The 13,474-nt window shown below is 61.7% G+C and carries 12 protein-coding genes; 2 read left to right on the top strand and 10 right to left on the bottom strand.

The window, feature by feature from the left end; all coding sequences use genetic code 11:
* Positions 1-11 precede the first annotated feature (11 nt).
* The 6 genes from AC1RBR_RS02385 to AC1RBR_RS02410 are packed head-to-tail and all read right to left on the bottom strand — an operon-like array spanning position 12 to position 4,239.
* Positions 12-1,691, bottom strand: coding sequence for an ApeI family dehydratase (locus tag AC1RBR_RS02385; RefSeq protein ID WP_492562803.1), 1,680 nt, complete (start codon positions 1,689-1,691; stop codon positions 12-14).
* Complete coding sequence (locus AC1RBR_RS02390; RefSeq protein WP_492562804.1) at positions 1,688-2,233, bottom strand: COG4648 family protein; 546 nt, start codon at positions 2,231-2,233, stop codon at positions 1,688-1,690. The genes AC1RBR_RS02385 and AC1RBR_RS02390 overlap by 4 nt, the downstream gene beginning before the upstream one ends.
* The gene (locus AC1RBR_RS02395) at positions 2,230-2,484 is read right to left on the bottom strand and encodes an acyl carrier protein (RefSeq protein WP_003220947.1); all 255 of its coding nucleotides are present in this window, start codon (positions 2,482-2,484) and stop codon (positions 2,230-2,232) included. Before AC1RBR_RS02395 ends, AC1RBR_RS02390 begins: the two co-directional genes overlap by 4 nt.
* Positions 2,485-2,493: 9 nt before the next feature.
* On the bottom strand, positions 2,494-2,754 hold the full coding sequence (locus tag AC1RBR_RS02400) for a phosphopantetheine-binding protein (protein ID WP_095138047.1): 261 nt from the start codon (positions 2,752-2,754) through the stop codon (positions 2,494-2,496).
* Positions 2,735-3,544, bottom strand: a complete 810-nt coding sequence (locus AC1RBR_RS02405) for a lysophospholipid acyltransferase family protein (RefSeq protein ID WP_492562806.1) — start codon at positions 3,542-3,544, stop codon at positions 2,735-2,737. Before AC1RBR_RS02405 ends, AC1RBR_RS02400 begins: the two co-directional genes overlap by 20 nt.
* Positions 3,520-4,239: a beta-ketoacyl synthase chain length factor gene (locus AC1RBR_RS02410; protein WP_166495974.1), complete on the bottom strand. Its 720-nt coding sequence runs from the start codon at positions 4,237-4,239 to the stop codon at positions 3,520-3,522. The genes AC1RBR_RS02405 and AC1RBR_RS02410 overlap by 25 nt, the downstream gene beginning before the upstream one ends.
* A gap of 360 nt (positions 4,240-4,599) precedes the next feature.
* Here AC1RBR_RS02410 and AC1RBR_RS02415 point away from each other — a divergent pair, with 360 nt between their 5' ends.
* A complete protein-coding gene (locus AC1RBR_RS02415; RefSeq protein ID WP_166495975.1) occupies positions 4,600-5,370 on the top strand; it encodes a ParA family protein in 771 nt (256 codons plus the stop codon).
* A 129-nt stretch (positions 5,371-5,499) separates the two neighbouring features.
* Here the strand turns inward: AC1RBR_RS02415 and trxC are convergent, their stop codons facing one another.
* A complete protein-coding gene (gene trxC, locus AC1RBR_RS02420; RefSeq protein ID WP_492562809.1) occupies positions 5,500-5,934 on the bottom strand; it encodes a thioredoxin TrxC in 435 nt (144 codons plus the stop codon).
* Positions 5,935-6,308: 374 nt separating this feature from the next.
* Between trxC and AC1RBR_RS02425 the strand changes: the two genes are divergently transcribed.
* Positions 6,309-6,656, top strand: coding sequence for a helix-turn-helix domain-containing protein (locus AC1RBR_RS02425; RefSeq protein WP_492567213.1), 348 nt, complete (start codon positions 6,309-6,311; stop codon positions 6,654-6,656).
* Positions 6,657-6,662: 6 nt separating this feature from the next.
* On the opposite strand, the gene selO is transcribed toward AC1RBR_RS02425, so the two are convergent.
* From selO to AC1RBR_RS02440, 3 genes are read right to left on the bottom strand one after another with little or no spacing between them, the layout of a single operon-like run.
* Positions 6,663-8,126 (bottom strand): protein adenylyltransferase SelO, encoded by a 1,464-nt coding sequence (selO, locus tag AC1RBR_RS02430; RefSeq protein ID WP_492562811.1) that lies wholly within the window; start codon positions 8,124-8,126, stop codon positions 6,663-6,665.
* 48 nt (positions 8,127-8,174) lie between these two features.
* Positions 8,175-11,528 (bottom strand): mechanosensitive channel MscK, encoded by a 3,354-nt coding sequence (gene mscK / locus AC1RBR_RS02435; RefSeq protein WP_095138053.1) that lies wholly within the window; start codon positions 11,526-11,528, stop codon positions 8,175-8,177.
* 34 nt (positions 11,529-11,562) lie between these two features.
* Complete coding sequence (locus AC1RBR_RS02440; protein WP_095138054.1) at positions 11,563-13,305, bottom strand: potassium/proton antiporter; 1,743 nt, start codon at positions 13,303-13,305, stop codon at positions 11,563-11,565.
* Positions 13,306-13,474: the final 169 nt, after the last annotated feature.

The raw sequence follows: 13,474 nt of genomic DNA on the forward strand, positions 1-13,474 counted from the left end.
CTCGCCACAGGTTAAGCATTGGCAGGCTCCAGGATGATTCGCCCGCTGGAGCAAGTCGCGGTGTCGTTACGGTAGGCGAAATACAATTTGCCGCGCTCGGGATCGAAACGCAGGTGCAGCTGGACTTCATCGCCCGGGCGCACCAGTTGCTGGAATTTCAGCACTTCCATGCCGGCGAATTTGCCAGACAGGTTCAGCAGATGTCGGCCAAGGTTCAGCGCCCATTCGACTTGCACCACGCCGGGCAGCACCGGGGCCTTGGGGAAGTGACCGCTGAAGTAGGCCAGGTCCGGTGGAACACTCAATTGCAGGCTCCACTCGCCGTCGGTTTCGACCTGCTCCAGCACTTCTGGAGCTTTCGGCCGTGGCGCCAGCAACAGCGCTTCGATGTCGGCCTGCGGCAGCTTGCCCTGGCTGTTCAGCGGCAGTTGCCGCACCAGACGCCAGCGCCGGGGCAAGGCCAGGGCTTCGCAATGCTGGCTCAGGTGCTTGCGCAGGGCTTCGGTCAGGCTGCGACGGCCCTGTTCACGCAAGGCAAACAGGCCGGCGTCGCTGAGCACCAGCAAGGCGCCAAGCACCGCACGGTTTTCTTGAACCACGCCCAGCCGCGCTTCGGCGACCCAGTCATGGGCGACCAGTGCCTGTTCGAGCATCGGCAGGGAGATGCGCTTCTCTTCGAGTTTGACGATCCGGTCCAGCCGCCCGAGCAGTTCGAAACGCCCGTCGGCGGCAATGCGCGCGGCATCGGCGGTGTGCTCGACATGCCCGGCTGGCAGGTAGGGCGAGGCGATCAGCAAGGCGCCGTCGCTGTCCTGACTCAGCTCAACCCCGGCGAAGGGCTGCCACAGACTGGCGCCCTGACGCCAGGCGATGCCGCCGGTTTCCGAGCTGCCGAGGATTTCGGTCGGCCACTGCTGCAAACGTTGCTGCAGGCTCTGCGCCGCGTCTGCCGGTAATGCACCGCCGGAGGAAAACACCCGGCGTACGGCGCTCAGGGCCGGCCAGTCGAGGTTGTCGCCCATGCGCTTGAGCAGCGCCGGGCTGCCGACCCAGGCGAAGGCCGGGTGTTCGCGGCTGGCGCGCTGCAGATCTTCCGGAAACGCCAGTTGCTTGCGCACGAACGGCCGGCCGGCACACAGCGGCCACAGTACCCGGAACAGCAAACCGTAGATGTGCTGAGTGGCGACGCTGCCGATGATCCAGGCTTCACCGAGATCTGCGCCCCACAGTTGCTCCAGCGCTTCGACCTCGTTGGCCAGTTGGTGCAGGGTCTTGTCGATACGCTTGGGCTCGCCGCTGGAGCCGGAGGTACACAGGCTCAGGCGGCACTGGTCGAGATCCAGTTCAGCGCCGGGCAGGGCCGGCTGCAGCAGATCGTTCAAGTGAACATCCGCGCTGTGATCGGTCAGCCATAGATCGACTTCATTCGACCAGCGCTGGCGGGTCTGCGCTTGCAGGTCAGCGGGCAGCAGGACGGCGACGCCAGCACGCCAGGCCCCGAGCAGGGCGATGGCGAGGTCGGCAGCATCTTCCAGATGCATCGCCATACGCTGCACGCCGCGTGCCTGCAGGCCGGCGGCAACGCTCAGCGCCTGTTCGCGCAGTTGCGTGTGGTCGAGGGCCGGGGCGGCGCTGATCGTGCGTTCCGGCAGGGCCTTGAGCAACAGTTGCTCAAGTTTTATCCAGTTCATTTACGGCCTCTTACCCGTTGTCGTATCAGCCATTCAATGGCAAACATCAGGCCGATCAATCCGTAGGAGATCAGGCCGGTGTACAACATCCACCAATGCAGCGGCGCCCACAGGGTCAGGAGCGCGGCGCACAAACCGTTGCAGAAGAAAAACACGCTCCAGGCCACCGTGACCTGGCGGGTGTAGCGGATCGCCTCGGGCGGCAATTGCGGCTCGCGCAATCGCGCCAGACGCTCGACCATCGGCGGCCCGTATTTCAGGCTCAGGCTGAACAGCACCAGCATGAAACCGCTGATCAGCACCGGATACCAGCGCAGTAACAGCGGACTGTCGAACAGCGCCAGCAGCAGGCAGAACCCGATCGCCACGCAGGCCATCCAGCGGCTGCCGGGCTTGCGTTCGCCGGTCAGTGCGCGCGCCAGCCACAGGCTGCCCAGCAGCAGTCCGAACTGCCACGGGGCGAAGTGCTCCATGCCGAAATACACCGCAAAGGGGTACAGCAGCCCCGCCAGCAGCAGGCCGAGGCCGATCAATCGGCTCATGCGGCCGGTTGAACCAGACGGTAGACCGCCTCGACCACGTCACCGACGGTGCGCACCGATTTGAATTCTTCGGCGGCGATTTTCTTGCCGGTCTGGCGTTTGATGTGATCGATCAGGTCGACCGCGTCGATGCTGTCGATCTCCAGATCCTGATACAGGTTGGATTCCAGGCTGATTCGCGCCGGATCCAGTTCGAACAGCTCGACCAAGGCATCGCGCAGGGTGTTGAAAATGTCGTCACGAGTTTGCATGGTCCGGTCTCAAGCTGCCTGTTTTGCCGTGACGAACGCCGCAAGGCTCGCCACGTTGGTGAAGTGGTTACGGGTGTCTTTGGCGTCGGCGTCGATCTTGATGCCGTACTTTTTCTGGATCGCCAGACCCAGTTCCAGTGCGTCGACGGAGTCCAGGCCGAGGCCTTCGCCGAACAGCGTCTGGTCGTCGCCGATGTCGTCGGCGCTGATGTCTTCGAGGCCCAGGGCGTCGATGATCAACAGTTTTATGTCACGGTGCAGATCGCTCATCTTCGGCGAGCTCCTTGATGAAGTAGGTGTGCAAATAGTCGTTGAGCTTGCGCGAGGCTTGCGGGGCGGGGCCTTGCGTGGCGAAAGTCTGTGGATCTATATCGGCCCCGACACGGAAACTGAAGTGCACGCGACGGCGGGGGATGCGATACCAGGGTTCGGCCTTGGTCAGGGTAGTCGGACTGACCTTGATGACCACTGGCGTAAGGATTTTCGCACCGCGCAGGGCAATCGCCGCGGCCCCCCGATGAAAGGCCGGTGCCTGCCCCGGCTGGGTGCGGGTGCCTTCGGGAAAGATGATCAGGGTCTGGCCGTTTTGCAGGGACTCGGCGGCGGCGTCGAGCATGTCCATGCTGCCGTCATTGCTGATGTATTCGGTGCGGCGCAGCGGGCCGCGGGTGAACGGGTTTTCCCACAGGCTTTTCTTCACCACGCAATTGGCCTGGCGCACCAGTCCGATCAGGAACACCACGTCGATCAGCGACGGGTGGTTGGCGATGATCATCTGCCCCGGGCGGCCGAGGCGTTCCGCGCCTTGAATGTCGTAAGTCAGCACGCCGGTGCGGGCCATGAACCGCACGAAAAACCAGAACAGCCGACTGACGGTCTGCCGCGCGCGCTGACGACGTTTCAGTGCATCCCCGGGCAGGCAGCCAAGCAGCGGAAAGACCAGCAGCCGCAGGCACAGCCCGCCGAGCCCGAACAGGGCGAAACTGGCGGCGGTGGCCAGCAGGCGCCAGTAATAGGCGTCGCGGTTCTTCTCGGTCACGGGTTGCGTTGCCAGGTCCATACACGATTTTTCCAGGCATGTTGGCAATGGGGTTGCTGGCCGAGCAGGGCGCGCAACAGATTCAGCGCGTGGGGCCAGTGCGCTTTGGACAGTGCTTGCGGGCCGCTGTTCAGGGTCAGCCGCCAGTCGGTACCGGGGGTGAGCAACAGACCCAGCGCATAAGGGAACGGCACGTCGTCGATCCACTGCGAATAGGCCTGTGGCGGCTGTTCTTCGGTGATGATCAGCAGCACCGCCGGCGCGCCCTCATCGAGCAGGGCGGCGGCTTCGAGGATGCCGTGTTCCAGGCCATCGCCTGCAGCCGCCAGGGCCGTCATTTCGCTGGTTTCGCCGCGCATGATCGACCACAGGCCGATGATCGCGTTGTGCACCGACAGGCTGAACTGGGTCGGCGACAACGGCTCGTCCTTGGCCAGGTCACTGAGGATCTCGAAGGTGCGCGGGGTTTCGCCGTGTCGTGAAACAAACACCAGCGGCAGGTTCTCCCGTCCGTCGGCCAGCGGCCAGCCGACACTGAACGCCATCCGCGCCAGACGGCTGAGACGTCGACGCTGCATGGCTGGCAGAAACGACACATCGGGCGCGACATCGCTGCTCGGGAGCACGACCGGTTGTCGGCTCCAGGCCTGCCACGCGTCCACGCTGTCGAGCCCCGGGGCCCACGCGCGCCATTGGGCGATGTTGAAGTTGATCACGGATGCTCATCCCGCCCCTGCGGGCTTTTATGACGCTTTGAGTCGCCAAGGCCGCGGCTGACTTGACGTGGCGCTTGGCGCCGGGTGGCGCGCATTATCCCGGTGCGACGAGTGTGTAGCAAATGTTGGTTACGTTTTGCGCAACGAAATGTACCGAGTGGTTCGTGGAAAAAATGTCACTTGGCCATTATCCGGATCGTGCGGGATTTGTCTGTCGGGCATATCAGCGCAATCGCGAGGTTTTTGCCCGCTGTGCCCGCTGATTTTTGCGCCTGACTCTGTAGTCCGCGTCGTTGAGGTAGCGAAGCGTGCGCACAGGCAACTACACTCGGTCATTCTTTGATACACGGAGGTTTTGTCATGCGGCGCGTGGTGTTCAATCAGAAAGGTGGCGTGGGCAAATCCAGCATTGCCTGCAATCTGGCGGCGGTGAGTGCCAGCGAGGGCTATCGCACGCTGTTGGTCGACCTCGACGCTCAGGCCAACTCCACTCAGTACCTGACGGGGCTCACCGGCGATGACATACCGATGGGCATTGCCGACTTCTTCAAGCAAACCTTGTCATCAGGACCGTTCTCGAAGAAAAACCAGGCCGACATCTACGAAACCCCGTTCGACAACCTGCATATCATCACCGCCACCGCTGAACTGGCCGATCTGCAGCCCAAGCTTGAGGCCAAGCACAAGATCAACAAGCTGCGAAAACTGCTCGATGAGCTGGATGGCGAATACGACCGGATTTATCTCGATACCCCGCCCGCACTGAACTTCTATGCGGTGTCGGCGTTGATCGCCGCCGATCGGGTGTTGATTCCCTTCGATTGCGACAGCTTCTCGCGACAGGCGCTGTACGGGCTGCTGGCGGAGATCGAAGAGTTGAAGGAAGACCACAACGAAGGTCTGGAAGTCGAAGGCATCGTGGTCAACCAGTTCCAGGCCCGGGCCAGCCTGCCGCAACAGATTCTCGATGAGTTGATTGCCGAGGGCTTGCCGGTGCTGCCGGTGTACCTGAACAGCTCGGTGCGCATGCGCGAGTCGCACCAGGCCAGCACCCCGCTGATCCACCTCGACCCACGGCACAAACTGACGCAGCAATTTGTCGAACTGCACAACCTGCTCGAAGATCACTGACCCCTGAGCTACTCAGATCCCCTGTAGGCCTTCGCCTGCTCGCGATGGCGTCCTCTCTGCGAGCATCTGAGTTGCCTGAAAAGAAGCCATCGCGAGCAGGCGAAGGCCTACAATTGAATTTGTGTTGGGTCAGATACCCTGGGTGCGCAGCCACGCCATCAACTGCGGCAACGGAAACGCCCCGCTCTGGCGCGCCACTTCCCGACCGTTCTTGAACAGAATCAGGCTCGGAATCGAACGAATCCCCAACTGCGCCGACAACTGCTGATTGGCCTCGCTGTCGAGCTTGGCCAACCGGCACTTGCCCGCCAACTGCGCCGCCGCCTGCTCGAACACCGGCGCAAACGACTTGCATGGCCCACACCAGTCCGCCCACACATCCACCAACAACGGCAGATCACCCTTGATCTGGCTGGCGTAATCGCCTTTCTTGAGTTCGAACGGCTTGCTCAACAGCACCTCGGATTTGCAGCGCCCGCACTTCGGCTGATCGCCCAAGCGTTCGGCGGGGATGCGGTTGAGGCCGTTGCAGGCGGGGCACGGGATAAGGAGTGGTTCAGACATGATGGGCTCTCGGGCAGGAAGTCTATAAGACTGATCTGGAGGCAAAGTCGCGATTATCAAGGAATCGGTCTGTAGGTCATTACCATCGTCACTTAAGCAAAGGACCTACGCGCGTCGGTGCTGAATCTGATTATCTGTATTTGATCCAATTGGTAATCTTGAGCAGACCTGAACCAAATAACGCTTGGACTCCCATCCCTATGGCCTTCACAACGGGTAAACGTCTTTCGCTCTCACAGCTTTTAGAAGGATCTGAGTCTGTTAAAGACTTAAATGTCCGCGCGATTTACTCGTTTGCCGGGGACTTTGTTGGTTTCGAGAATGTTTGGCTAGATTCCGGTGCTGACCAAAATCCGGATTTCTTTCCTCGTCCTCTGCGTCGGCCAGAAAATGAAGATGACTACGACGCCTTGGTTCAGGCCGTCGACGAGATCCTTGAGATAACCGGTGATGATGGCTCGCATCCGCTCGCGAGCCTGCTGGACATCATCAGTGACTGGATTGAGGAGTGGGATCGCACGCATCATCCGGTGCCTAAACCACCAGGTCATGAAGTGTTGGGATATTTAATGCGTGAACATGGTTTGACCCAGAGCGATTTGCCCGGGCTCGGTACTCAGTCAGTTGTCTCGGAAATCCTGAGCGGCAAGCGGCAGTTAAACTTGCGGCAGGTTCGCTGGCTGGCCGAGTTTTTCAAGCTTCCTGTAGACGTATTTGTCTAAGACGTCTCAGGAAGAACAACTGATCTCCAGATGCTTGCCCCACTCCGGCGGCCGTTCGGCATAACCTTCCATCCCCGGCTGCTCGTCGAACGGTTGGCTCAGCACCGCATGCAGCCGGCGCACCTCGGAGTAGTCGCCTTGTTCGGCGGCGTCGATGGCTTTTTGCGCGAGATAGTTGCGCAGGATGTACAGCGGATTGACCGCATGCATCCGCGCCCGGCGCTGTTCCTGATCGCTGTCGCCTTCACGGGCAACGCGCGCCACGTAGCGCTCGCCCCAGGCGTCGAAGCCTTTGATATCGATGAAGTCATCGCGCAATCGGGCGACAGCCTGTTCTGCTGACTCTTCGCCGAGATGGCGGAAGAACAGCGTGTAGTCGACGCCGCTGTTCTGCATCAGTTGCAGCAGATCCTCCAGCAGTTTCTGGTCGTCATCCTCGGCGGTGGTGAAGCCGAGGCGGCGGCGCATCAGGTCGAGGTAGTGCGCCTGGAACAGCGGCAGGTACAGGCCGAGGGTTTCGCGCAGGGCTTCGACGCTGATGAACGGCGTCAGGGCCTGGGCCAGAGCGCTGAGGTTCCACTGGCCGATCGGCACCTGGTTGCTGAACGAGTAGCGGCCCTGATCATCCGAGTGGTTGCAGATGAAGTTGGCGTCGAAATCGTCGAGGAAGGCGAACGGGCCGAAGTCGAAGGTGATGCCGAGGATCGACATGTTGTCGGTGTTCATCACCCCGTGACAGAAGCCATAGGCCTGCCACTTGGCGATCAGTTCGGCGTTGCGCTCGACGATCTCGCGGAACATCGCCAGATACGGCTCCGGCTGCTCCAGGCATTCGGGATAATGCATCGCCAGCACGTGCTCGCCGAGTTGCTTCTGCTGCTCGGGACGCTTGGTGTAGTAGAAATATTCGAAATGGCCGAAACGGATATGGCTTGGCGCCAGACGCAGCACCATCGCCGCGCGTTCCTGCTTTTCGCGCCACACCGGAGTGTCGGAGCCGATCACGCAGGCTGCCCGTGAAGACGGGATGTTCAGCGCGTGCAGTGCTTCGGAAGCGAGAAACTCACGGATCGACGAACGCAGCACCGCGCGGCCATCGCCCATGCGCGAAAACGGCGTCTGTCCGGCGCCCTTCAGATGCAGATCCCAGTGTTCGCCAGCGTTGTTGTAGACCTCGCCCAGCAACAGTCCGCGACCATCACCCAGTTGTGGCGTGTAGCCGCCGAACTGATGCCCGGAATAGACCATCGCTCGTGGTTCGGCATCGGCCCACAACTTGTGGCCGCCGAACAGTTCAGCAAATTCCTGAGTCTCAGCAGTTGCCGGATCAAGATCGAGCAAGGCCAGGGCCGCCGGGCTGGCGACGACCAGACGCGGGTTGTCGATCGGCTCGGGCAGCACATGGGCGGAGAACGCGTCGCCCAGGCGGGCGAAGCGATTGTCGAAGGTCAGTTCGTCGAGGGCTTTCAAGGGCCGGCTCCAGCAGAATGTCCGAGCATTCTGCTGGGATCAGACCGGTTAGTCGAGTTTGGCCGGCGGCGGCTCTTGCAGCGGTTTCTGATCGTCGGGGATCGGTACGATGGTTTTGGTCTCCGGCTCGATCGGCACCATCTTGTATTCCTGACCGTGGAGGTTCTTCAGGTACACCTCCATCTGGCGGAACGAAATGTTGATGTGCTGCTTCTTGAACTCGCGGTTGATGAAGCGGTTGACCTCATCGAGTACCGGGTTGCGGTCACCGAGGTCACGTACGTGCATGCGCAATTCGTGGTCGAGGGTGCTTTCGCCGAAGTTGAGGAAGTACACGTGCGGCTCGGGCTCCTTGAGCACGCGCGGGTTTTCCCGGGCGGCCTTGAGCAGCAGTTCCTTGACCAGATCCAGATCGGAGCCGTAATCCACGCCGAGTTTCAGCGTGACGCGGGTGATGGTGTCGGTCAGCGACCAGTTGATCAGTTGCCCGGTGATGAACGTCTTGTTCGGGACAATGATGTCCTTGCGGTCGAAATCGGTGATGGTCGTGGCGCGGATGCGGATCTTGCTGACCGTGCCCGACAGGTTGCCGATGGTGATGGTGTCGCCGATCCGCACCGGACGTTCGAACAGGATCATGATGCCGGAGATGAAGTTGGCGAAGATCTCCTGCATACCGAAACCGAGGCCGACCGACAGCGCCGCCACCAGCCACTGCAACTTGTCCCAGCTGACGCCGAGGGTCGACAGGGTCGAGACAAAACCGACGCCGGCGATCACATACGACAACAACGTCGTGGTCGCATAGGCACTGCCCTGCGCCAGGTTGAGTTTCGACAGCACGAACACTTCGAGCAGACCCGGCAGGTTGCGCGCCAGGGCGAAGGTGATGCCGATGATGATCAGCGCGCCGAGCATGTCGCCGATGCTGATCGGCACCATGCTCATGTTGGCGCCGGTGCCGCTGGTGTATTCGTAGAGGGTGATGTTGTCGAGGTACGAGAACACCGAAATCAAGTCGGCCCAGACCCAGTACAGCGCGGCGATGAAGCCGCCGAGCAGCGCCAGACGGATCAGGCGCAGCGACTGTTCGTTGACCTTTTCGATGTCCAGGGTTGGCTCCTCGATCACCGCTTCGCCGTCGCCGGCCTCTTTCGCGGCCTGACGTTTGGCCAGGGCGCGCTGGTAGGCCAGACGGCGTGCGGCGACCGCCAGACCACGGACGAACGTGGCTTCGATCACCAGCCAGAACATCAGCAGGTACAGGGTGTTGATCAATCGGTCGCTGAGTTTCAGTGCGGTGTAGTAGTAGCCGAAGCACACCGCGACGAACAGGGCGATCGGCAGCAGGGTGAACATCACACCGACGGCCTTGCGGAACAGCGAGGTGTTTTCGTGGGCCGGGCTGCTGATCAGCAGGCGGCTGAGCAGCCACGCCATCAGCGCGTAGCAGGTCAGCACCACCGGCATGCCGAGCACGTCGTCGGCCAGCGCTGCCGGTTGCAGCTCGGCGACGGCCACCACGGTCACCAGGGCCATCACCACCAGTCCGAGGCGACGGATCCAGCCCTGAAGGAACTCGACCTGCGGCTTGTCCCAACGGAAGTGCAACTCGGCCACACCGCCCGGCGAGAGAATCCGGTAAGCGGTGTAGAACACCAGCCACGCCTGGCCCATCTGCAGCAGCGCCGCGCCCATGTTGGCGTTCTGCCCGCGGGCGTCGATCTGCAAGGCCAGGCCGCACAGGCCCAGACCCAGCGCCACCGGCATTGCCAGCAAAATATTGATCAGAATCGCCTGCGGCGTATGCCACTGGCTGTCACGCTTGAAGTGCCCGATGTCCTGGTGAACCTTGTTCAGTCGCGCGTACAGTGCTTTGCGTCGCCACAGTAGAGCGCCGATCAACAGGGCCAGCGGCAGGAACAGCAACGGGCGCTGGGTCAGGCCGTCAGTCAGCTCGCTCAGGCTTGAGGCCAGCGGCAGGGTGTCGATCTGACGCTTGAGCCGCTCCGGCACGCCGCGAATCCATTCAGCGTCCAGCGGTTTGTTGCTGGGGATCCAGAACATCTGCTCGTCAAGGGTCGCACGCAGGCTCTGCGCGGTGCTCAGCAATTGTTTCTGGTTGAGTTGCAGGGTGATCGATTCGTTGAGCACCGCGCTCAGTTCGCGGTTCAGGCGCTCCAGCAGGTCGGCGCGGGTGTTGGCCAGTTCCATCAGGCTCTTGCGCAGTTGCGGGGTGACTTGTTCCGGCGGCTGGGTGGAGAGCAGGTTGTCGACGTAGGTCGCCGGATTGCTCAGGAGTTCGCGCTGCTGGCTGACTTCGAACTGATACAGGCGAATATCGGCGATCTGGTCCGCCAGATCGCGGTCGACCTTGAGTCGCGGCAGCGCCTGTTTCTGCTTATAGAGAATCTTCGACAGCAGCAGGCTGCCCTTGAGCACGTTGATCTGCTCGTCGAGGGCCGAATCGCTTTGGGTCAGGCTGTCGAGCTGCTGTTTGGTCTGCAGGTTCTGCTGAGTGACTTCGTTGAGGCGGTCGGTGCTTTTGAGCAGGTAGTCGGAGAGCTTGAGGTTGGCTGCACTTTCGGTGGCGAGCAGGCTGCTGCCGCCGGCCTTCTGCGCCTCGATCGACTGCTGAGTGACAGTTTCCTGAGATTGCGCCAGACGCTTCTGGTTGATCAGGGTCTGCAGTTCCTGGATCTCACGGTCGAGACGGTCGGACTTCTCCGAGAGCAGGTCGTGCTGACTGTTGCCCAGATCCTGCAACTGGCTGTTGCCCGCCAGTTCCTGACGGCGCAGCGGAATCAGTGAGTTCAACGCAGCGAGCTCGGCGTTCAACTGGTCGCGCTGCTCGGCGCTGACGGTCTTGCCCGCGTCCTTGCCGGATTTGAGGATGTTGTTGATCTGCTGGATGCGCGTCTGGCTGGCAGAGATTTCTGCCTGCGCACGCTCGGGGCGAGTCTGGGCGGTGATGATCAGGCTATTGGCATCGGCCAGGGCTTTTTGCAGGTCACTTTGCTGAGTCGAGCGATCAGTGAGGATCTGCTCCAGCTGCTGGATCGACTCTTTGCTGAAACGCTGCGCCACCGGCACCACTGCCGTGGCCTTGAGGCGTGACAGTTCGCGGGTATTCTCGATGGTCTGCCGAGGGGCGGAGGCCAGTTGCTGCTTGAGGTCGATCAGCTTCTGGTCGTAATCACGCCGGCTGTTGAGTTGATTGAGCGTGGTTTGCAGGACTGACTGCAGGGACTTCTTGTCGGCATCCGGCAGTTTGCTGTCGGCCAGCTTGTCCAGGCTGGCCTGCACGGCTTCGCTGGACGGCGGTTCGGCGGCGTAGAGCGGGCCGACGGAAAGACTCAGGCCCAGCAGGGCCGCGAAAAAGAAGGAGCGCAGGGTAGGCATAGAGACCGGTCAAGCAAGTGAGAGTGGACGCAGTTTAGAGGAAGAGACCGGGGCCCGGGCGACTTCCTTCGGGGAATCTGACGCCCACTTTGCCGATCTTGTTCCCGTCCATGACCGCGACCGTCCAGTGGGTGTTGTTCCACTCCACCTGGTCGCCAACGATCGGTGCACCCCCGACCTTTTGGGCAATGAACGCACCCAGGGTCATGTCCGGATCGATGCCTTCGGCCGGTAGGCCATACAGCGCGGCAACCGCTTTAAGCTGGGCGTCTCCTTCGAGCACGAAGTCGCCGAAGAAGCGCAGATCCAGACCGCGTTGCGGTGCCTGGCTGAACAGTTTTCCGAGGGCTGGCAAGTTGTGTTCATGGCCGATAACACACAGCAAATCATCGACTTCCAGCACCGTACTACCCGACGGATGGAGCAGTTGCTGGCCACGAAACAGGGCGGCGATGCGGGTGCCTTCGGGCATTTTCAGCTCGCGCAGGGGCGAACCGATGCACCATTTCTCGGCGCCGAGCTTGTAAACGAACAGCTCCCACTCGCTGGTGATGTGCACTTCCAGTGCCGAACGGGAAATCGGCGCCGGCTCGGGCGGTACCGTCACCTTCAACAGTTTGGCCACCCACGGCAGGCTCGTGCCCTGCACCAGCAGCGACACCAGCACAATGAAGAACGCGAGGTTGAAATACAGCTGCGCATTCGGCAGCCCGGCCATCAACGGGAACACCGCGAGAATGATCGGTACCGCGCCGCGCAGGCCGACCCAGGAAATAAATGCTTTCTCGCGACCGTGGAATGCCTTGAACGGCAGCAGGCCGACCAGCACTGACAGCGGCCGGGCGAACAGAATCATCCACAGCGCCAGACCCAGAGCGGGCAGGGCGATCGGCAGCAAATCGTGCGGGGTAACCAGCAACCCCAGCACGAGGAACATGCCGATCTGTGCCAGCCACGCCATGCCGTCGAGCATGTGCAGAATGCCGTGACGGCTGCGCACCGGGCGGTTGCCGATCACCAGACCGCACAGGTACACCGCGAGGAAGCCGCTGCCGTGCAGGGCGTTGGTCAGGGCGAACACCACCAGACCGCCGGCGATCACCAGAATCGGATACAGGCCGGTGGCGAGGTTGATCCGGTTGACCAGTTGCAGCATCAGCCAGCCACCGCCCAGACCGATCACGCCACCGATGCCGAATTCGCGGATCAGGTGGGTCAGCAGGCTCCAGTGCAGGCCGGTCTGGCCGCTGGCGAGCATGTCGATCAGGGTCACGGTGAGGAACACCGCCATCGGGTCGTTGCTGCCGGATTCGATTTCCAGGCTGGCGGTCACCCGTTCGTTGAGACCCTTGCCGCCGAGCAGCGAAAACACCGCAGCGGCGTCAGTGGAGCCGACGATGGCGCCGATCAGCAGGCCCTGAATCAGGTTCAGGTCGAACAACCATGCCGCGGCCATACCGGTCAGCCCGGTGGTGATCAACACCCCGACCGTGGCCAGCGACAACGCCGGCCACAGGGCCACGCGGAAACTCGAAACGCGAGTGCGCAAGCCACCGTCGAGGAGGATCACCGCCAGTGCAAGGTTGCCGACCAGATAGGCCGTCGGGTAGTTATCGAAAATGATCCCGCCGCCATCGACCCCGGCGGCCATGCCGACCGCAAGAATAATCACCAGAATCGGGATGCCGAGACGGGAAGAAAGTGAGCTGACAAGAATGCTTGCACCTACCAGCAACGCGCCGATCAAGAACAGGCTGTTGATGGTCGTCGCATTCAAAGGCAGTACTCCAGAAGCGTAAAGACGGGCACAAACTGACCATGCAGTCTGCGTGCCAGCGATTCTAACCTGTTGAAATGTGATGCTGTCAAAAAGCTTTTTACAGCGTGCTCACGCAGGAGGTGCGGCATGTGATGACTGTGGCGAGGGAGCTTGCTCCCGCTGGGGC

The sequence above is a fragment of the Pseudomonas sp. GW823-FHT01D03 genome, from assembly GCF_058798255.1.